Annotated in this window: 15 protein-coding genes; 3 read left to right on the forward strand and 12 right to left on the reverse strand. The window is 36.9% G+C overall.

Annotation, left to right across the window (positions count from 1 at the left end; genetic code table 11):
* Window positions 1-25 precede the first annotated feature (25 nt).
* Window positions 26-1216, reverse strand: coding sequence for an ADP-forming succinate--CoA ligase subunit beta (gene sucC / locus BLW28_RS05515; RefSeq protein ID WP_073218562.1), 1191 nt, complete (start codon window positions 1214-1216; stop codon window positions 26-28).
* Between the two features lie 375 nt (window positions 1217-1591).
* Here sucC and BLW28_RS05520 point away from each other — a divergent pair, with 375 nt between their 5' ends.
* Window positions 1592-1783, forward strand: a complete 192-nt coding sequence (locus BLW28_RS05520) for a cold-shock protein (RefSeq protein ID WP_073218565.1) — start codon at window positions 1592-1594, stop codon at window positions 1781-1783.
* A 134-nt stretch (window positions 1784-1917) separates the two neighbouring features.
* On the opposite strand, the gene BLW28_RS05525 is transcribed toward BLW28_RS05520, so the two are convergent.
* From BLW28_RS05525 to typA, 11 genes are all read right to left on the reverse strand, one after another.
* Entirely contained in the window at window positions 1918-2859 is a 942-nt protein-coding gene (locus tag BLW28_RS05525; protein ID WP_073218568.1) for an NAD(P)H-dependent flavin oxidoreductase, read from the reverse strand.
* Entirely contained in the window at window positions 2859-4487 is a 1629-nt protein-coding gene (locus BLW28_RS05530) for a S8 family peptidase (protein WP_073218572.1), read from the reverse strand. Before BLW28_RS05530 ends, BLW28_RS05525 begins: the two co-directional genes overlap by 1 nt.
* A gap of 9 nt (window positions 4488-4496) precedes the next feature.
* On the reverse strand, window positions 4497-5699 hold the full coding sequence (gene mnmA / locus BLW28_RS05535) for a tRNA 2-thiouridine(34) synthase MnmA (protein WP_073218575.1): 1203 nt from the start codon (window positions 5697-5699) through the stop codon (window positions 4497-4499).
* Window positions 5700-5860: 161 nt separating this feature from the next.
* Complete coding sequence (locus BLW28_RS05540) at window positions 5861-6553, reverse strand: toxin-antitoxin system YwqK family antitoxin (RefSeq protein WP_073218578.1); 693 nt, start codon at window positions 6551-6553, stop codon at window positions 5861-5863.
* A gap of 163 nt (window positions 6554-6716) precedes the next feature.
* Entirely contained in the window at window positions 6717-8603 is a 1887-nt protein-coding gene (yidC, locus tag BLW28_RS05545) for a membrane protein insertase YidC (protein ID WP_073218581.1), read from the reverse strand.
* Between the two features lie 210 nt (window positions 8604-8813).
* On the reverse strand, window positions 8814-10433 hold the full coding sequence (locus tag BLW28_RS05550) for a CTP synthase (protein WP_073218584.1): 1620 nt from the start codon (window positions 10431-10433) through the stop codon (window positions 8814-8816).
* Window positions 10434-10702: 269 nt separating this feature from the next.
* Window positions 10703-12388 (reverse strand): DUF2207 domain-containing protein, encoded by a 1686-nt coding sequence (locus tag BLW28_RS05555; RefSeq protein WP_073218586.1) that lies wholly within the window; start codon window positions 12386-12388, stop codon window positions 10703-10705.
* Window positions 12389-12412: 24 nt separating this feature from the next.
* Window positions 12413-12970: a LemA family protein gene (locus tag BLW28_RS05560; RefSeq protein WP_073218590.1), complete on the reverse strand. Its 558-nt coding sequence runs from the start codon at window positions 12968-12970 to the stop codon at window positions 12413-12415.
* A gap of 362 nt (window positions 12971-13332) precedes the next feature.
* On the reverse strand, window positions 13333-14718 hold the full coding sequence (locus tag BLW28_RS05565; RefSeq protein ID WP_073218593.1) for a nodulation protein NoeA: 1386 nt from the start codon (window positions 14716-14718) through the stop codon (window positions 13333-13335).
* Window positions 14702-14905, reverse strand: a complete 204-nt coding sequence (locus BLW28_RS05570; RefSeq protein WP_073218595.1) for a hypothetical protein — start codon at window positions 14903-14905, stop codon at window positions 14702-14704. The genes BLW28_RS05565 and BLW28_RS05570 overlap by 17 nt, the downstream gene beginning before the upstream one ends.
* Before the next feature lie 162 nt (window positions 14906-15067).
* Window positions 15068-16861 carry a translational GTPase TypA gene (gene typA / locus BLW28_RS05575; protein ID WP_073218598.1) on the reverse strand — a complete coding sequence of 598 codons (1794 nt, stop codon included), beginning with the start codon at window positions 16859-16861 and terminating at the stop codon, window positions 15068-15070.
* Between the two features lie 177 nt (window positions 16862-17038).
* Here typA and kdsA point away from each other — a divergent pair, with 177 nt between their 5' ends.
* Window positions 17039-17857, forward strand: a complete 819-nt coding sequence (kdsA, locus tag BLW28_RS05580) for a 3-deoxy-8-phosphooctulonate synthase (RefSeq protein ID WP_073218601.1) — start codon at window positions 17039-17041, stop codon at window positions 17855-17857.
* Window positions 17858-18963: 1106 nt separating this feature from the next.
* Entirely contained in the window at window positions 18964-20934 is a 1971-nt protein-coding gene (locus BLW28_RS05585) for a hypothetical protein (protein WP_143036843.1), read from the forward strand.
* Window position 20935: the final 1 nt, after the last annotated feature.

A 20935-nucleotide genomic window follows, 5' to 3' on the forward strand; every position in this document is an offset into this window, starting at 1 on the left:
GGCTTTTATAAAAGTTATAAAAATTTTAAGCGAGTACCGCTTTAACTTTATCGGCCGCCTCTTGAAATTCAATAGCGCTCTGAACATCTAGTCCACTGCTATCAATAAGTTCTTTTGCGATGTCTGCGTTTGTACCTTGTAAACGAACAATAATTGGCACGTTAATGGTTCCCATATTTTTGTACGCATCTACAATTCCCTGCGCTACACGGTCGCAACGAACAATTCCTCCAAAAATATTCACTAAAATAGCTTTTACGTTTGGATCTTTAAGAATTAGATGAAAAGCAGCTTCTACTCTTTCAGCATCTGCAGTTCCACCAACATCTAGGAAGTTTGCTGGCTCACCACCTGCTTGTTTAATAAGATCCATTGTAGCCATTGCAAGTCCGGCACCATTCACCATACACCCTACGTTTCCGTCCAAATCTACATAGTTCAAGCCTTTTTCCCCAGCTTCAACCTCTATTGGGTTTTCTTCACGTTTATCACGCATTGCAACGTAGTCTTTATGACGGTATAACGCGTTATCATCGATACTTACTTTAGCATCAACGGCGATTATTCTATCATCACTTGTTTTTAACACTGGGTTGATTTCAAACAATGAAGAGTCTGACTCGCTATACGCTTTGTAAAGTGCTGAAACGAATTTCGTCATCTCCTTAAAAGCTTTTCCACTAAGGCCAAGATTAAAAGCGATTCTTCTGGCTTGAAAACCAAGTAAGCCAACAGCAGGGTCAATTTCTTCCGTAAAAATTAAATGTGGAGTTTCTTCTGCTACTGTTTCAATATCCATTCCTCCTTCAGTAGAGTACATAATCATGTTGCGCCCGGTAGAACGGTTAAGCAATACACCCATATAGTATTCCTCTGGCTCGCTATCGCCAGGATAGTAAACATCTTCAGCAACTAAAACTTGGTGAACTTTTTTTCCTTCAGCACTTGTCTGAGGAGTAACAAGGTTCATTCCAATGATTTTACCTGAAATATCTTCAACTTCTTGCAGGTTTTTAGCAAGTTTTACACCGCCACCTTTTCCACGGCCTCCCGCATGAACTTGTGCTTTAATTACGTGCCACCCTGTTCCGGTGTCTTCTGTAAGTTTTTTAGCTGCCTCAACAGCTTCTTGTGGTGTGGTTGCGACAATTCCGCGCTGTATTTCAACACCAAAACTGTTCAATATTTCCTTTCCCTGATATTCGTGTAAATTCATAGTAACTGTTTTGAATTCTGCCCTTCTTAAAAGCAGATTTGATTATGGAATGCAAAAATAACAAATGTTGTAAGAATCCGCTACTGTTTTTAAAGTAATGTATTCAATCTCTATTCAATATTCTTTGAATTTGGTTATTTACAATATAGCGTGAAAGTTGAACTGAGTGTATTTACTAGTCTACAAATTGTTTCAGCTATTTAAATCGAGTAATTCAAAACACTTTGAGCACCTATTCTTCGTACCGACAAAAAAATTGAGAATGTTTTAATTATACGACTTATGACTTTTATTATAAAATAAATGACAAAACTCCGATAGTTGTCATTAATAACACTATATTTGCAACTTATATAAATTTTTTAATTAATTACAATGAACAAAGGAACAGTAAAATTCTTCAACGATACCAAAGGATTTGGTTTTATTACTGAAGAAGGAACCAACAAAGAACATTTTGTACACGTTTCAGGCCTAATCGACGAAGTTCGCGAAGGGGATGAAGTAGAATTTGATCTTCAAGAAGGCAAAAAAGGATTAAACGCGGTTAATGTAAAAGTACTTTAATATACGCATCACTTTTTATGACAAAGCCTCTCATTTTGGGAGGCTTTTTTTATGCACAAATATTTTCGGTTAAACAAAAATCGCTTCTAACATAAAGCAGAAGCGATTTTTTTAGTTTTTATAATATGGACTACTTATAACTTCGAAACATTTCTTTTAGCATTTTCGAACTCTTTCACCATATCTTTCAAAATTTGAGCAGCAGGTTTAATATCGTGAATTAAGCCCGCTATTTGACCAATTTCCAATTCGCCATCGACTAAATCCCCTTCGAACATTCCTCGCTTAGCACGAGCGCGACCCAAGTGTTTTATTAAATCTTCTTTGGTTGGATTTGTTTTGTAAAGCTCTAATACACTTTCGTAAAATGGATTTTTCAACAATCGAACTGGCGTTAATTCTTTTAAAGTTAGCTTGGTATCTCCTTCTTTCGCAGCAACCACTTCTTCCTTGAAAGCCTTGTGAGCAGAACTTTCTTCGGAAGCGACAAAACGACTTCCTACTTGCACTCCATCTGCTCCTAAAACCATTGCGGCCAGCATTCCTTCACCTGTAGCAATTCCGCCTGCAGCAATCAATGGAATATCTAACTGCTCCTTTACCATCGGAATTAAAGTGAAAGTTGTAGTTTCTTCTCTTCCGTTATGGCCACCAGCCTCAAATCCTTCTGCAACAACTGCATCAACTCCAGCTTCTTGTGCTTTTAACGCGAATTTTACACTGCTCACAACATGAACTACAACTATTCCGCGTTCTTTAAGTTTAGAGGTATAAGTTTTTGGATTTCCAGCCGAAGTGAAAACAATTTTAACTCCTTCCGCAATAATTATATCTATAATTTCTTCAAGATTGGGGTATAACATCGGGACGTTTACTCCGAAAGGTTTGTCGGTTGCCTTTTGACACTTCTGAATGTGTTCCCGAAGCACTTCAGGATACATAGAGCCTGCGCCAAGAATCCCTAAACCACCTTCATTTGACACAGCACTTGCCAATCGCCACCCGCTATTCCATATCATTCCAGCTTGAATGATTGGGTATTTTATTCCGAAAAGTTTCGTAATTCTATTTTCCACTATTCTTTTATTATTTTAAAGCTTGTTGTTTTGTTGTTCGAGGTAATAGAAGCAATATACATTCCTGAAGGCAGTTGAGAGACGTCTAAACTATTTTTCAGCTGACTGATTATAGCTTGCATTACACGTTCTCCTAACACATTATACAATGAAAATTCGGCTTGACTTACACTTTTAGGAAAAGAAACGTGTATCTCTGAGCTTACCGGATTTGGATAAAGCGCAAACAATGTTTCCTGCAAATGCTGATCTGTACTCATTTGCAATAACGCGTTTAAAGCAATCCCAAAATCGGGGATTCCATATCCCATATTGTAAGACGGATTGTTGTAAAGATCTGCTGATTCGCGTATCGCTTGCATCACAACATCATTTTTCAAATTCGGAACAGCTTGCCATAATGAAGCAACCGCACCCGCTATAATTGGCGAACTAAATGAAGTACCGTTTGAATAATCTACTTGCCCATATTGGTTTACTATTGCCGCACTTCGTCCCTGTGCCATTACATCGGGCTTTATTACACCCGCATAATTTGGACCATAGGAACTAAAATCAACATAATCTCCAGCTGAATCGACTGCGCCAATAGTAAATGAACCAGGAGCATCGGCAGGACTACCGATGTATCCGAAACCATTTCCGTCATTTCCGGCAGAGGTCACGTTAATCATTCCTTTATCGAATGCAGCATTCGAGCCACGTGCGCCAATTGTTGTGAATCCGTCTAAATCTTCGTATAAATGATTGTATGCTGGGTTATCAAAATCTTGATATCCAAGCGAGGTATTAGTTACATATACCCCGAGACTATCTGATCGTTCCAAGGCTTCAACCCAGTATGCTTCTTCCACTGGGCTTTCGCCATAACCATCTTCAGTGACAAAAAGGTAATAAGATGCTTTCGGTGCAGTACCAACAAAAGCAAGATCGGGGTTCGGGTTTTCTAATATTGCAGCTGCATCACTTAAAGTAGCAGCTCCATGACTTCCAGAACCATTTGGATTTTCAATACGTTCAACAAAGTCATAATAGCCCAATAACCTACCTTCGTTTCTTATATGCGCGTAAGCAGGATTACTTAATACGTTTGGATAGCCATTGTCCATGAACGCAACCACAATTCCATCACCATCATAACCACTTTGATGCAATTGATCTACACCAATCATATCTGTTTGGTTATAAGCAGAACCATAATTATAATCGACTCTTCGCTCATTTTCAATTTCAAATTTATCACGAGGTGCGATTCTAGGAAAAGTTCGATTTAAACTTTTATCCATAAACTCAACTTCGGTTACGAAAGAAAAATTTGATAGATTGTCAATAGCTGCATAAGGACCACGGACATAAACAGCGTTTAACCATTTCGATTTTGCTAAAACCGTAATGCCAGCTATACTGTTTATCTGCGCTTTATAAGCCTCATTTAACGGAACGTCACGTTCGTCTATTTCAATCCCTTGTGCCGACTTTCGATCAAGCGCTTCTTGAGATAAAATGGTGATTGGATTTGCTATAGATGCCGCCACGTTTTCCTTGTCTGCAAAAAACACTAGCGCTTCTTCTTGTGAAAAAACAAACGATGAACTAATAAGTAAAAAAAATAAGAATGTTTTTTTCATAAGTAAGATTTAGGAAATTACGCCACTTCCAACCAATTCCTCGTCTAGATACCAAGCAGCAAATTGGCCTTCAGTAATTGCAGATTGTGGATTGTCAAATATAACGTAAAGGCCGGAAAATCTGCGGTACAAAGTTGCTTTTTCCAATGGCTGTCTATATCGAATTCGGGCCATCACCTCCATTGTATCGTTTTCGGCGAGCTCTAAATCTTCACGAACCCAATGTATTTCTTCAGTTTTTATAAAAAGCCCTCGCCTGTATAACCCAGGGTGACTTTTCCCTTGACCTGTGTAAATAATATTTTCATCCACATCTGTATCGATTACAAATAATGGCTCTTTAGTGCCTCCAACAGCTAAACCTTTTCGTTGGCCTTTGGTAAAATAATGAGCTCCGTGATGTGTCCCAACCTCTTTTCCATCCGATTTTGAGTACACATATTTTGCCGAAAGAAACTCAAGCTGTTCCGCTTCAGAATTGAATGAAGGCGTTTCCAAATTGTAGTGCGGATGGTCGGATGGAATTTCAATAATCACTCCGTCTTTAGGGGCCAGTTTTTGCTGCAGAAACTCAGGAAGCCTTACTTTTCCTATAAAACATAATCCTTGCGAATCGCGTTTTTCGGCTGTAACCAAGTCTTGTTCCAGTGCTATTTTTCGCACTTCAGGTTTTAGTAACTCACCTACTGGGAATAAGGTTTTTGAAAGCTGCTCTTGAGAAAGCTGGCAGAGGAAGTATGATTGATCTTTATTCGAATCTTTTCCAGCTAAAAGTTGGTAAACCTTCTTATCCTGTCCATTTTTGTTTATTATAGAAGTTGATTTGCGGCAATAATGGCCTGTTGCCACAAAATCTGCACCAAGACTTAAGGCAATTTTCATAAAAACATCAAACTTTATTTCCCGATTGCAAAGTACATCCGGATTTGGAGTGCGTCCCATTTGATATTCACGAAACATATAGTCGACTATGCGCTCTTTGTATTCTTCGCTTAAATCGACAGTCTGAAATGGAATTCCGAGTTTTTCGGCTACCAACATTGCATCGTTACTATCTTCCAACCAAGGGCACTCGTTAGAAATGGTAACTGTATCGTCGTGCCAATTCTTCATAAAAAGCCCAATAACATCATAGCCTTGCTCCTTTAAAAGATAGGCTGCTACGCTGGAATCTACACCACCGCTAAGTCCGACAACTACTCGTTTTTTCATAATAAATATAGAATGTGCAAAGATAAGGCTTGTAAACGCCACAATGCAAGGTTCAGGAATACTTTGGCATTACTCCAGTGAATAGAAACCTAACTGATTCTCCTAAATTTAAATTTTAGGTAAATGAGATAAACTGGAAAAGAAAAATCTATTTGAAAATACTATTCTCTATTCTTTTTTGGAAAGGTTTCTTCAACAGTTACCTTTCCGTTTTTATAGTACTTCCAAAGTCCGTGCTTTTTATTGTCCTTGTAAGCCCCCTCAATAATCAGGTTTCCATGACCATCGTAATAAGTAGCTGGACCGTGAAGGTTACCATCTTTATACTGAAACTTCTTGATTGCTACTCCCTTTGTAGAATAATAAATATTGGCTCCATCTTTAAGTCCGTTATTATAATTGACCTCCTCCGTGATTTTCCCGTTCGAATAGTAGATAGTCTGTTTTCCGTGAAGTTTTCCGTTTGAATAGGTTTCACGAATCATTGGGATTTTGGAGTTTTTATGATATGTAATCCATTCGCCGATGCGGTCTTTCCCCTTCATTTGGCCCTCACTAACGACATTACCCTTTTTGGTAAAAAACTTAACCTCAGCTATATCATCGTTTCGATTAAATTTCTTGATGGCTTCGGGCTGATTTTTACAATCTTCACAGTAAAATTTAAACTCGCCGATTTCCTTCCCGTGATGAAATTTTCCTTCGTATCGCAATTGCTCTGTGCCTTCGTAATACTTCTTCCAAGTACCGTGCGGCTTACCATTATCGTCTAGCTGATTAACTTGATTCTGTGAAAAAACATCAACGGGAAACAAAGTAATTCCTAAGAAAAAAACAAAAGCAATTAGTTTCATCGAGTATATTGTTTACTTGCACTATTAACGCTGAAATTGACAATCTATTTTCACCAAAAGGCGTACAGGAAATTTTGAAAACATAGTCTGATCAACATTCAGGACCTTAATATATGATTTCCTGACAATTTCACAAATGACTTAAGTTAAGCTAATTCAAAAATTATTTTTTACCTGCTCTTTTCTGCTCTTCAGCCTGCTCCATCATTTCGGCCATTTTTCTTTGAAACTTGTTCTGTTTTCTAGGTTGTGCTTTCTTTACTTGAATTTTTGCGTGAATCTTTTCTTCATCTATAATGAAGTTTTTAATCACGAGCATAATACCAATGGTAATTAAGTTAGAAACAAAATAATACAACGAAAGTCCACTTGCATAGTTATTGAAGAACACCAACATAAACAACGGTGACAGATACATTATAAATTTCATGTTTGGCATTCCCGGCTGTTGTTGCTGTTGCATGGTTTGTGCTGTTGTCATCATCATATAAATGAAAATAGCGATAGAAGCCAAAATCGGGAACAAACTTACGTGGTCGCCATAAAATGGAATATGGAATGGTAATTCTAAAATCGTATCATAACTAGAAAGATCGTCCGCCCATAAGAAACTTTTCTGACGTAAATCAAAAGCCGATGGGAAAAACGTAAAGAGTGCGTAAAAGACAGGAATTTGAAGCAGTGCCGGCAAGCATCCTTTAAGCGGACTCGCACCAGCAGAGTTTTGCAACTTCATAGTTTCCTGCTGAATTTTGATTTTGTTGTCTTTGTACTTCTCCTTAATAGCGTCCATTTCAGGTTTGAGAACCTTCATTTTAGCTTGTGCCAAATACTGTTTGTATTGGACTGGTGAAAGCAAGAGTTTTATTAAAATGGTAAGTACAATAATTGCAATTCCAGCAGGTAAAAAGTCTGATAGGAAAGCAAAAAGTGGAATGATAAGATATTTGTTTATCATTCCAAAGATACCCCATCCTAGCGGCATAGCCTCATCAAGATTACGACCATACTTTTTAAATATTTGGTAATCGGAAGGACCGTAATACATATTCATATTGTACGATAAAGCTCCGTTTTTAGGCTCTAAGAGCATTCTTGCATCGTACCGTTTGGTGTAAACAGTATCAATTTCTTCGTCGTGAACAAGGTCTTCAGATTTAAGAACAACTTCCTTGAAAGGAGTATCTGTAAGTAGCATTGAACTAAAGAAATGCTGACGGAAGTTCATCCAAGTAACATCTTTCTCTACTTCTTGGTCATCTCCAGATGGTGAAAGTTTAGAGTGTTTCCCGTTTTCGTATTCATAGGTTAAACGCGTATATCGGTTTTCGTATGAAATACTTTTTGCGTGACGATATCCTTTTAATTGCCAATCTAAATACATTGGTTGCGATGTATTTAAAACCCCGTCTAATCCTTGGCTATTGATGCTAAAATCCATCATATACTCACCTGGATGTAGCGTATATCGGTATTCGATAAAAGCATTTTCTGAAGTTTTAAGCCTCATTGTAAGCACATTATCTTCACCATTTTTACTCAGCGTTGGTTGAAAGTATAATTCTTCTGTATTTAAAATTCTATTTTCTGCTGTAAACTGAAGGTTTAATGAAGCATTTCCGTCTTTAATCAGATAAACCGGAACAGAATCGTATTTAGTGATATTCTTTAAGCGAGCTTCAGTGATATACCCTCCTTTATTACTAACTTTTAAGAAAAGGACATCGTTTTCAAAAACAGTAACATCATCTTTTGCTGAAGGTAGCGTTCCTGAATAAGCAAAAGATCCTAATCTATTCTTAAGTTGATCCAGCGCGAGTGAATCTCCTGATTTTAATGAAGCAACAGAATCGGATATTCCCTGTGCTAAAGTGGTATCATTATTTGTAACCTGTGCAGCTTCTGTATTCGCTTTTGCAGCAGCTTCAGTTCTTGCTTTTTCCTGAAGTTCTTCCTCGGTAGGTTGGTTGGCATAAAGCATCCATACTAAGATACCACCAATCAATAAAAAACCTAAAAGTGAGTTAATGTCGAAATTTTTCTTTTCCATATTCAGTCGCCGAATTTATGTGCGATTGTTTTTAATAACTCCGAAAGTAGTTTCGGAAGCTTGATTTAAAATATTTATTTATTACACCTACAAGCTATTTAAAACCTTGCAGAATATTTTGAGACCTTTTAGAACACCCTTATGACTTTGCAAAAAGACTTGGAACTAATTGCAAGAATCCCGCCTTTTTATTACTTACGCCAAATTGTCCTAATGGCTTTCTAACGAATGATCGTGTACCGCTTTTACAAATGCAACAAAAAGTGGATGAGGATTTGCGACGGTGCTTTTATACTCTGGATGATATTGCACCCCCATAAACCAAGAATGACTTGGAATTTCAACAATTTCGATTAATCCTGTGTCTGGGTTAATTCCAGTTGCAATCATTCCTGCTTCCTCCATTTGTTCGCGATATTCATTATTAAACTCGTATCGATGACGGTGGCGCTCTTCAATTGTATCTGTTTTATAAATCTTTTTTGCTAGACTGCCTTCTTTTAAATCACATTTCCACGACCCTAAGCGCATTGTACCGCCCATATCTGTAATGTTCTTTTGATCTTCCATTATACTAATTATTGGATTCTTGGTTTGAGAATCCATTTCAGTACTATTTGCATCTTTTAGCTTTAAAACATCACGTGCAAATTCAATAACTGCCATTTGCATTCCGAGACAAATTCCTAAGAAAGGCAAATTGTTTTCGCGCGCATACTTCACGGCAGCGATTTTACCTTCAACACCTCGTTCGCCGAAACCTGGTGCTACCAAAATCCCATCTAATTTTGCAAGTTTTTTTCCTATGGTTTTAGCATTAATATGCTCGGAGTGAATAAATTCTATTTTTACCTTTACTTCATTTTCAGCACCTGCGTGAATAAAGGCTTCTAAAATGGATTTATAACTATCCTGCAATTCTACATATTTCCCAATCAAACCAATGCAAACCTCTCCTTTTGGATTTTTATGTCTATCAAGGAAATTGTTCCAATGTTTTAAATCGGGTTCAAGGTAATTTTTAAGATTTAATTTCTGAAGGGTAACAATATCCAATCCTTCTTCAAGCATCATATTCGGCACATCATAAATTGTTGATGCATCGATTGATTGAATTACAGCTTCTTCTTTAACATTGCAAAACAATGCTAATTTTCTTCGAAGATCGTGAGAAAGCTCGTGTTCTGTTCTGCATACCAAAATGTCTGCGCGTATTCCACTTTCCATCAAAGTTTTTACGGAATGCTGCGTTGGTTTTGTTTTCAATTCACCAGCTGCCGCGAGATACGGGATAAGCGTAAGGTGAATTACAAGGGCATTATCATCGCCCATTTCCCACTTCATTTGTCGCACAGCTTCTATGTATGGTAAAGATTCAATATCACCAACAGTTCCTCCTATTTCGGTAATTACGATGTCGTAATCTCCCGTTTTTCCGAGCAGTTGAATTCGTTCTTTTATCTCGTTGGTAATGTGAGGAATTACTTGTACTGTTTTCCCTAAGAACTCACCGCGACGTTCTTTTTCAATAACGCTTTGATAAACCCTACCAGTAGTAACACTATTTGCCTGAGAAGTAGTGATGTTTAAAAAACGCTCGTAATGCCCCAAGTCTAAGTCGGTTTCGGCCCCGTCGTCCGTTACATAACATTCGCCATGTTCATAAGGATTTAAGGTGCCTGGATCTACATTAATATATGGATCTAATTTTTGGATGGTAACGCGATACCCTCTAGCTTGTAGCAATTTGGCTAGTGACGCTGCAATGATTCCCTTACCTAATGATGATGAAACCCCGCCCGTAACGAAGATGTACTTTGTAGTATTCATGGATGTGTGTACTGAAAATGACTATACGGGGTGCAAAGGTACATTTTATTGTGGAAGGGAAAGGATGAAAATTTAAAAATAAGACCCCGAAACAAAAAATTAAGTTTCGGGCGTTATGAAATCCTTTTATAGCTCACTAACAGAACCTTATACTTTGTAATATCGCTATCAAATTTAGCGATATAGCTCTAAATTTATTTTTTTGAAAAGATAAGATTATCCACTAAAAAATTCTGAGGCAAAAACAATAATATTTCTACTTGAGAACACTACCAACTTCCGCCGCCACCGCCGCCAAATCCACCTCCGGAGGATCCGCCACCCGAAGAGCTGCTCGAAGGCGAACTAACCATTACAGACTGAGCCGACGTCATGGCTCCTGAAAATGAATTTGCGAAATTGTGCATTGTAAACGCACCCGTAGAGGAAGTGTACCAACTAGGTGGTTGCAAGTTGAGCGATTCAAACTTCTTTGCCCATTGGTCGAATAAACCAAAAGCAACGGCATAAGCCATGGTTGTTTCAAAATAATTAGGACTATCTTGTAGTAGCATCTTCAACTTATTTTGTTCAGCGACTTTTATAAATTGTTTAAAACCTTTTAAATCTGAAAGCACTCGGTTCCCGATAGCGTTTTTCTTAACCAAATAAGTGGTCATAATCATCAAGAAAATAGTTACTGGAACCACAGCAATAGCCGCTATCAATCCCCAAGTAAATAGAAACACAAAAAACAACAAAACGTTCCCGAGTAAAAAGCCTATAGTCACATAATTCTTAACCTTTCGCGCTTTTGGGTCGTAATAAACCTGTGCCTTGTCCTTTAGTTTTTCTTTGGCACTACTCATGGTTGTATAGAATGAATCCTTTAGGCTACTGATAAGCACCTCGACTCCCGGAACATCTTCAGTTCCAAAAAGCCCTCTAAAAATCTGCTCTTCATAATCTGGGGAATCTGCAGGTAGCGTTTTAAGCATAGTTAGTTTGGTATCATCTTTTCCAAACCATCCGTTTTTAGGAATTTGCTCCATTTTAATAATTCCCCTTGAACCCCAACAAGGAATTAACGCTATTAAATCTGGAGTATCTGCTCGGTCATCAATTAAAAAACCAGCCATGGCAGGATCTATCCCACTTGGTGGAAAATAACTGATTGTTGCTACCACATCATCGTCCTTACCATACTTATCCCAAATTCTATAAAATACAATCAAAATTGTTGCGAGAATAAGCGTCCAACCATAATTTGTCCAAAATGGCCAAAATGGTTTAATTTCCTTTATAGCACCCTGCGGAAGATTTAATAAAACTGTAACGCTATCTCCTTTATACGAAGTGAAACCGTCAAGGCTACCCACTGTAAAAACGCCATTACCGTAACTTATTTGAAACTCATCACTTTCTTCCGATTCACCAACAGCTCCTGAATAAACGAAAAAATCATCGTCACTTACACTCACCTTTTCGGGTACATGAATTGTAAAGTTTAATTGTTTAAAAACGGTATTCCAGTCGGCAGGTTTTACATTCCAATAAAACAGAACCTGATCTTTTTCAAAAAGAAAAGCACCATACACCCTATATCTTATTTCATAATGCTGAGGGCCAATAAGCGTAATATCCTTATCCCCTATTTTAATTTCCAAATAATCACTGAGTTTTTGAATAAAGTCTGGGTCGGCTTCAAAATTATAGTTCGGAACTTCGACATTTCTTATTTTAATACGTCGATTCTCCTCAATTCCGTCTTCGTTTATTAAATCGTAGGAAGTCTGAATATTTCTATAAATTCCATGTTTATAATCAGTAAAAGTAAGGTCGTATTTCTCTACGACATCAAAATAACCATCGGCATTTATAAAGATATCAACCTGGGCGCTATCCACTTCGAAATCTTGGGTAAATCCTTTCAGAATACCCAACAACATTAATAGAAGAAGAATCAGGTTTTTCATTTCAAATAATTCAATCGAAATTTGTTAATCAAAACTCACCTTTACATTTTCACGACTCGCCTCATCGGTTTCAAAAAAGTCGAAATGCTGATATTTAAACATACTAGCGAACACAACACCTGGAAAGCTTTCGCCATAGGTATTATTTTCGCGAACGGTTCCGTTGTAATAGCGCCGACTACGCTCTAGGTTAATTTCAATTTCATTAAGCTTTTGTTGAAGATCCAAAAAGTTGGAATTAGCCTTTAAATCTGGATAAGCTTCACTCAATGCAAAAATACTGCGTAGCGTTTGTTGCAATTGGTTTTCGGCTTTTATTTGCGCATTAATATCATCGCTAGGAACAGCCATTGCAGCATTTCGAGCATTAATAACACTTTCCAAAGTAGTTTTTTCGTGAGCGGCATACCCTTTTACGGTTTCCACAAGATTTGGAATCAGGTCGTATCTGCGTTTCAGCGCAACGTCAATATTACTCCAGGCATCCTTTACGAGATTTCGATTTTTAGCAAAACGGTTGAAAATGTTTACAAGAAAAAAGCCCAATGCTAAAACAATTGCGAGGAAAATCAGTAAATACATAGCTTCAAAAATTAAGGGTTAGTAGTTTTTGGATTATATAAAATTACCCAATAAATAACGAACTAAGGTAGTGATTTTTATTGTTTTTGAATTGATGTTTTTGAAGATGAATTAGAAGTACTTTATACTATAAAAAGACGTTAAGAAAAAACGGGGTTTAAAATAATATTTTCAATTATCGACTTAAAATTATAAAGCAAATTGAAGTATAAAGTGCATTGATAATTAACAGAAAAACGTGGAAACACACTATCAAATTATCGGAATCTGAGTTTTTAAGCTTGTAAAAAAGCATTGAAAACACAGAATATCAACCAAAAATAGAACTAAAAAACTTTGAGTATTAAAAAAATGAAGAATAGCTACACCCTTTTCTTTAAAAGATAGAGTATGCGTTTTGTGCCTTTTACTACTTCCTTTTTCTCGAGGGTGAAGTACTGCAAATAGCCGTTCTCAAATTCCGTTTCATTGTAGAAATCGAAGTGATTGATAAACTCCCGCTTCCGAAGTAATAATGAACCCACCCAAGAATCCTCACGGGTAGGGAACTCTATGATGAGCGTTTCGGAAAATGAAGCGAAAAACTCAGCCGATTTATCAAAAGGAACATTGCCTGAAAGTGTAATGTGGTGAATCAACGCCAAAGCCATAGTAACGTCTGGTTGATAATTTACCAATCTTTCGATTAAAGAATTCCGCTCCGTGTTGTTAAAACCAACTCCAGGTGCGGGTTGCAGCACATCACAAACAAAGGGCAACATATTTGTTTCCTTGTTTTTCTGAAGTTGTTTGTAGTTGTGATCCACGGCATTGCTGTCAATATCGGTAACAATAATCTCCGGTACGCTGTCAATCACAGTGCGAGCAAATGTGCCGTCGTTACCACCAACATCAATTAATTTCTGCGGTTTCAGAGGTTTAATCCACTCTTTAACCAGCTTTTTTTTAGCTTCAAAAGCAGCTTCGTCATAATTGGTTTTGGTGTAGTAATCACCCCATTCGCTAACTTCCTTTAGTTTTAACTCTTTTATGAAATCGAAAAGACTCTCCAAAATATTTTCTTGTGATTTTTTCGAAAGTGAAGCAATTTTGGTTTCGACCTTGTAATCCTCACCATGCTTACTTTCCATCTTTGCAAGCAAGTGTATGTTTGGATAGAGTACCGAACTTAATTTGGTACGTGTAGGAAGTAATGATGAAATAAGTTTTACAGGAATTCCATCTATATGCGTCTGCATCATCTTAAAAACTTCGGTGCCGTGATATTTCGCTAAAGCTAATGGCCCTAAAAAGTGGGTGACAAACTGTTTGTATGCACGCCAAGGGGTGCCTTCTTCGTAAAAATCGAAAGACAGTGTGTCGATAAATACAGGTTTTCCTTTGTGAAATGTAATATTGTAGGCAGAAGCATCTTTCAATATAAACCCTTTAGAAAGGGCATATTTCTGAATTTTTAAAGTGTGTAAAGCAGCATGTTTATATTGTTCAAAACTCCATTCGTACGGGTTTGTGATAAACGGAATTGGTTCTGGAGTAATTACAATTTGCTCAGCCGAAACAGAAGTCTCCTCGTGCGGAATTAGAAGTGCGTTGGATATTAAATTTTTGAAAAAACCAGACTCCTTTAATTTTTTGTATTGTGGAAAATAAATAGGGTTAATAGCCCTACGAAGCACATCACCATCGTGAAACACATACCCAGAAGGATCTCGAAATGAAGCTTGGTGTGTATTAGTTTTTTCTATCATCTTTTTCGGTGTCTTGCTCATCAAAATCAATTGAATCGTAAGTATCTTCCTCTTCTTTTACCAATCCGAAAAAAGATTTCACCTTATACATCACCCCTTTTGAAAAAAGCAATATTCCAGCCGCAGCTGCCACTATTGCTTGAACCAACATTGCTCCTAATCCTGGATCGAAATAAAGAAAATTCATATCTATTATTTTAATACGCGTTTACCTATCGGCGGTGGCAAATTAACTAAAAAACGTCGAGTTTAAAGGACAGAATGATGAAAATGTTTTAAATGACAAAGGATGTAAGACTAAGAAAATACTTCCTAGTCCTACGTCTTAAGTCAAAAAGCCTTATGTCAATTATAACTTGTTTCGCTTACGGTCAACTTCTTTTAAATATATTTTACGAATGCGTAAATGGTTTGGTGTAACCTCAACATATTCGTCCTTTTGGATATACTCTAATGCTTCTTCCAAAGAAAATTTAATAGCAGGGATAATTTTAGCTTTATCATCTGCGCCCGAAGAACGTACGTTAGAAAGCTTCTTGGTCTTAGTGATATTTACAGTCATATCATCTTGTCGCGAGTTTTCTCCAATTACTTGACCTTCGTAAATATCTTCGTTTGGATGCACGAAGAAACGTCCACGATCCTGCAGTTTATCAATAGAGTAAGGAATTGCTGTTCCCGTTTCCATAGAAACTAAAGATCCGTTTTGTCTTTCTGGAATTCCACCTTTTAATGGTTGATACTCAAGAAAACGGTGTGTCATAATAGCTTCCCCTGCAGTAGCAGTAAGCAATTGATTACGCAAACCAATTATACCACGCGATGGGATTATAAATTTACAAACCATACGGTCTCCTTTACCTTCCATGCTTATCATTTCGCCTTTACGAATGGTAACCATATTAATGGCAGTTCCACTAACGGTTTCAGGCAGATCGATAGTCATTTCTTCAACTGGCTCACATTTTACACCATCAACTTCCTTGATAATTACCTGTGGTTGACCAATTTGAAGCTCGTAACCTTCACGGCGCATAGTTTCAATTAAAACAGAAAGGTGCAAAACGCCACGGCCAAAAACCATAAACTTATCAGCACTATCTGTTGGATGCATGCGCAAGGCAAGATTTTTCTCTAATTCCTTTTCAAGCCTTTCCTTAATATGTCGCGATGTAACAAATTTTCCATCTTTACCGAAGAAAGGAGAATCGTTAATCGTGAAAAGCATACTCATTGTAGGCTCATCAATAGAAATAGTTTGTAGCGCTTCTGGGTTTTCAAGATCGGCAATGGTATCGCCAATTTCAAAGCCTTCAAGTCCTACTAATGCACAAATATCACCCGGTTGAACTTCCGTAACTTTTTTACGGCCCATTCCTTCAAAGGTGTGAATTTCTTTTATTTTAGTTTTTACAATAGTCCCATCTCTTTTAACAAGGGCTACTTGCAAGCCTTCCTTCAGGACTCCTCTTTGCAAACGACCAATAGCGATTCTTCCTGTAAAAGATGAAAAGTCTAATGAGGTAATTAGCATTTGTAATGATCCTTCTTCAACTTTAAAAGACGGAATATGTTCTAAAACCATATCTAATAATGGTTCAATACTATCGGTTGGTTTTCTCCAATCGGTGCTCATCCAGTTCTGTTTTGCAGAACCATAAACCGCTGGGAAATCGAGTTGCCATTCTTCGGCACCCAATTCAAACATTAAATCAAAAATAGATTCGTGTACCTCATCTGGAGTACAGTTTTCCTTATCGACTTTATTAACAACTACACAAGGTTTTAAACCTAGATCTATTGCTTTTTGAAGCACGAAACGCGTTTGTGGCATTGGCCCTTCAAAGGCATCAACCAATAGCAAAACGCCATCGGCCATGTTTAATACCCGTTCAACTTCACCACCAAAATCGGCGTGACCAGGAGTATCGATAATGTTAATTTTTGTTCCTTTATATTGTACAGAAACATTCTTGGAAGTAATAGTAATTCCGCGCTCTCGTTCTAGATCGTTATTATCTAAGATAAGTTCACCAGACTGTTCGTTTTCACGAAAAAGACTACAGTGGTGCATAATTTTATCTACCAAGGTGGTTTTACCGTGGTCGACGTGGGCAATAATTGCGATATTTTTGATTTTCATAAATTCCCTCCTTTTTTTGGAGGGTGCAAAAGTAGTGTTTCTAAGTGGATTAGAAACAAAAGTCGTCATTTTTATTTTGAATAAAATTTGAAATTTTTTATACGTTACTATCTAGAAAAACTGGAAGTTAAAATAGAATGGTAAAATAACTATCTTTACGCTGCCTAAAAATAAATTATGAAACTTGAATTAATTCCGAAAATAAAACACACGAACTCTAACAACTTTTTCCTTTTAGCAGGACCATGCGCTATTGAAGGCGAAGAAATGGCGATGCAGATAGCCGAAAAGATTGTAAAAATCACTGATAAGCTTGAAATACCTTTTGTTTTTAAAGGAAGTTTCAAAAAAGCAAATCGAAGTAGAATCGATAGCTTTACAGGGATTGGAGACGAAAAAGCATTGAAAATCCTCCGAAAGGTCTCTGAGTCCTTTGACGTTCCCACTGTTACTGATATTCATGAAGTAAACGACGCATTATTAGCCGCCGAATATGTAGATGTGCTACAAATACCAGCTTTCTTGGTTCGCCAAACCGATTTAGTAGTTGCCGCCGCCAAAACAGGAAAAGTGGTAAACTTGAAAAAAGGACAGTTCATGAGTCCAGAAAGCATGAAACACGCAGTAACCAAAGTAACCGATTGCAACAACGAACAAGTGTTGGTAACAGATCGCGGTACTATGTTTGGATATCAAGACATGATTGTAGATTTTAGGGGTATTCCAACCATGAAACAATATGCACCTGTTGTATTAGACGTAACCCACAGTCTGCAACAGCCTAACCAAAGCGCTGGTGTAACGGGAGGAAGACCCGAAATGATTTCAACTATTGCAAGAGCTGGAATAGCCACTGGTGCCGATGGCATTTTTATTGAAACTCACTTCGACCCTGCAAATGCCAAAAGTGACGGCGCAAACATGCTTAATTTAAATTTACTTGAAAAGTTATTGACAGACCTTGTGGCTATTCGACAAACAATTAATGGTCTATAAAAAAATCCTGCTCATTCTTTGAAGAAGCAGGATTTCTTGGCTAACTAAAACTCTTAAAAGTGAATGAATTTAGAGGATTATAATAAATTTATTTTTTTATTAGAACCTCAAATTATGAGTAACTCAAAGATGCATCTAAAAGCCTATACAAATCAAGAGGAAAAACCCTGATTTCCTTCAGGATTTCTCCTGTTTATTATTGTAAATCAACACACTACATATCATATTTTAAACAAAAGGGCTGCTTAAAATTTTAAGCAGCCCTTTCGTAAATAATACTTGATTATTAACCCCCCAGTCAATCTTCAGTAACACAAAGATGCAGTATACAAACACACCAATCAAGGGGAAAAAACCTATTTATTTAAGGGATTTTTCCTGTTATTCGCAAACATAAAAGGAGAAATGAACCAAAGTATTATAAGATTCTGATTAGGTGAAATTAATAGGCTTAAAATTAACTACAAACAATCGATATTTTAATAGGTAATTACCTAATGAAGTTTTTATATTTTGAATTATTTAGTGCCCGTTTCTAAACGCTCGGTATTTTAGGTCGTATAGAATAAAAAAGCTGCGCCAGAACGGCACAGCTTTTTCAAAAATAAAACAAATAAAAACCCCCAATTAATTTGCTTGGTGTAAAGATGCCAAAAACAACAGATGCCCGTCAAGAGGAAAAAACCTATTTCACCACAGGGTTTTCCCTATTTTTATAGCAATGCATTAAGTTTAGATTACTTTTCATTCTATTATGCTAAGTCTTTACAAATCCTACTGCCAATTATTTAACCTTTGAAGAAAAGCATTCAAATAGACAACTTCGGTTATTAAAATTTCTAAACGAAGAAGGCCGCCCATATGTTAGGCAACCTTTTCGCAAAAAACTCTCTCTTATTAACCCCTCAGTTAATTAAAGCGATACAAATATCTCGCTAATTAAAGCTTTAAACAAGAGGGTTTTCCCTATTTTATAAAGGGTTTTCCCTGTTTGCTAAATATTCTTAAATCCAAATAAAACTTTTTAGCAATAATACTCGTTCGTGCTTTTTGAATCTTTAATATTTATCCTAATTTGCATCTTTATAAGATTTCCGTTCCTCAATATGTTTGTAAAGAAATTTAATCTACTTGCCTTACTATTACTTTGCTCCTTTGCCTATTCTCAGTCCATGCGGATTGATGCGTTTGGAAAACCTAGCCAGCATGAATTGAAACTTAAAAGGTATGACCCAGAACCAGACGCTAGCGGAGTAATACTTTATGAAGCAGGAAACTATTATGCCGTTTCGATTGTTAGGCGAAATGCAGTAAGACTGGTGAAGGAAATACACAGAAAAATTAAAGTTTTGGATGCCAATAAATTTGATCTTACAACGATAGAAATCCCCTATTACGAGGGAACTTTTTACGGTGAAGAAATCTTGGACTACAAAGCTGTTACGCATAACGGTTCCTTGAAAAGTTACGTTCCCGACGATGCTTTCTACAAAACCAACCAATCAAAAACAGGAAAAGCGTTAAAATTTACGTTCCCAAATATACAGGACGGAAGTGTTTTGGAATATAGATACACTATTGTAAGCCCTTATTTTTACGACTTGAATGGTTGGGAATTTCAGCACGAACTTCCTACAATTTATAGTCTATTTCAAACTAGTCTACCTAGAAACTTCAGATATAACCAGATTTTATATGGTGATAAAAAATTAGACCTTCAAACCTCTACGATTAAACCAAAGGGCTTTTTAATTCCTTCAAACAATGCGCACGTAGATACTGAAGTGAGTAGTTTCGCAATGAAAGACATTCCTTCTTTCACAGAAGAAGATTATATGCTATCCAGAAAAAATTATATTTCACGGATTGTGTACGAACCCTTAGCATTTAAAGCTTTTCACGGATTTGACCAAGTTTACACCCGCTCTTGGAAAGATGTTGATAGGCGGTTTGAAAAACGAAGTGATTTTGGTGAACAGCTAAGTATGAAAAATTATTTTAGAAGAAAGTTGCCAAAAAACATTCTTAACATTGAAAACGACTTAGAACGTGCCAAGGCCGTATACAGTTTTATTCAAAGTAACTACACTTGGAATAGGCGATATTTCAATTACGGTTTAGACGTTAAAGACGCTTTTAAAGATAAAATAGGTAGTGTATCAGCGATTAACCTCTCTTTGGTCAATGCACTTGAGGCAGCAAAACTAAACGCGAAATCCGTGATTCTTTCAACTAGAAACAACGGGTTGCCTACAGAGCTATATCCAGTTCTTTCAAATTTCAATTATGTTATTGCCGTTCTAATACTAAACAATGATAAGATTCTTCTAGATGCCACCGACAAGCAAGCTCCATTCGGAATAATCCCGTTTCGAGCTTTAAACGTAAAAGCACGCGTACTGGACTTCAAAAAAGGAAGTTACTGGATGCCAATAGAACCTTTTAAGCAAAACATTCATTATTCAAATACTCAAGTAACCGCCAATGCTAACGGAATTTTTTCAGGAAAAGTTAGGCAGGCCAATTATGGTTACATAGGTCTCGGAAAACGAAATATTATAGAAGAAGAAACACTTTCAGAATATATAAAGCATCAAGAAAAACACAAAAAAGGAATCGAAGTTGAAGACTACCAAGTAGAGGATATTAAGCAAATTGAAAAGCCATTAAAAGAGAATTACAACATTACCATAACACCCGAGGTGGTAGGTGACAAAGTGATTCTTTATCCTTTTTTCAACAAGCCCTATATTTCGGAAAACCCCTTTAAAATGAAGGAAAGAAGCTACCCAATGGATTTCGGGTTTCCGTTTACAAACACCTATTTAGTTTCCATTGACCTAGCAGATGCATACGAAATAGAACAAATACCGAATAGCCGAAGCATTAAGCTCCAAGGCGAAGACGGAGAATGCTCGGTGTATTATGCAATCGAAGACAATAAAATCAACATCCGTTTTAACCTAAAACTTAACGCTTACAACTACCCAGCAGACGCTTACGAATCTTTAAAAGAATTTTTTGGCACAATGGTTAGCATGCTAAAAGAAGAAACAATCGTTTTAAAAAGAATATAAT

It is taken from the genome of Aequorivita viscosa, from assembly GCF_900106795.1.
Classification (GTDB): Bacteria; Bacteroidota; Bacteroidia; order Flavobacteriales; family Flavobacteriaceae; genus Aequorivita; species Aequorivita viscosa.

Bases quoted from the DNA above. Each gene is read 5' to 3' on its own strand.
- typA (WP_073218598.1), bottom strand. From the start codon at position 16,861: ATGAAAATCAAAAATATCGCAATTATTGCCCACGTCGACCACGGTAAA.
- BLW28_RS05555 (WP_073218586.1), bottom strand. From the start codon at position 12,388: ATGAAAAACCTGATTCTTCTTCTATTAATGTTGTTGGGTATTCTGAAA.
- BLW28_RS05560 (WP_073218590.1), bottom strand. From the start codon at position 12,970: ATGTATTTACTGATTTTCCTCGCAATTGTTTTAGCATTGGGCTTTTTT.
- BLW28_RS05540 (WP_073218578.1), bottom strand. From the start codon at position 6,553: ATGAAACTAATTGCTTTTGTTTTTTTCTTAGGAATTACTTTGTTTCCC.
- BLW28_RS05570 (WP_073218595.1), bottom strand. From the start codon at position 14,905: ATGAATTTTCTTTATTTCGATCCAGGATTAGGAGCAATGTTGGTTCAA.
- mnmA (WP_073218575.1), bottom strand. From the start codon at position 5,699: ATGAAAAAACGAGTAGTTGTCGGACTTAGCGGTGGTGTAGATTCCAGC.
- sucC (WP_073218562.1), bottom strand. From the start codon at position 1,216: ATGAATTTACACGAATATCAGGGAAAGGAAATATTGAACAGTTTTGGT.
- BLW28_RS05585 (WP_143036843.1), top strand. From the start codon at position 18,964: ATGTTTGTAAAGAAATTTAATCTACTTGCCTTACTATTACTTTGCTCC.
- BLW28_RS05550 (WP_073218584.1), bottom strand. From the start codon at position 10,433: ATGAATACTACAAAGTACATCTTCGTTACGGGCGGGGTTTCATCATCA.
- BLW28_RS05565 (WP_073218593.1), bottom strand. From the start codon at position 14,718: ATGATAGAAAAAACTAATACACACCAAGCTTCATTTCGAGATCCTTCT.
- yidC (WP_073218581.1), bottom strand. From the start codon at position 8,603: ATGGAAAAGAAAAATTTCGACATTAACTCACTTTTAGGTTTTTTATTG.
- kdsA (WP_073218601.1), top strand. From the start codon at position 17,039: ATGAAACTTGAATTAATTCCGAAAATAAAACACACGAACTCTAACAAC.
- BLW28_RS05530 (WP_073218572.1), bottom strand. From the start codon at position 4,487: ATGAAAAAAACATTCTTATTTTTTTTACTTATTAGTTCATCGTTTGTT.
- BLW28_RS05520 (WP_073218565.1), top strand. From the start codon at position 1,592: ATGAACAAAGGAACAGTAAAATTCTTCAACGATACCAAAGGATTTGGT.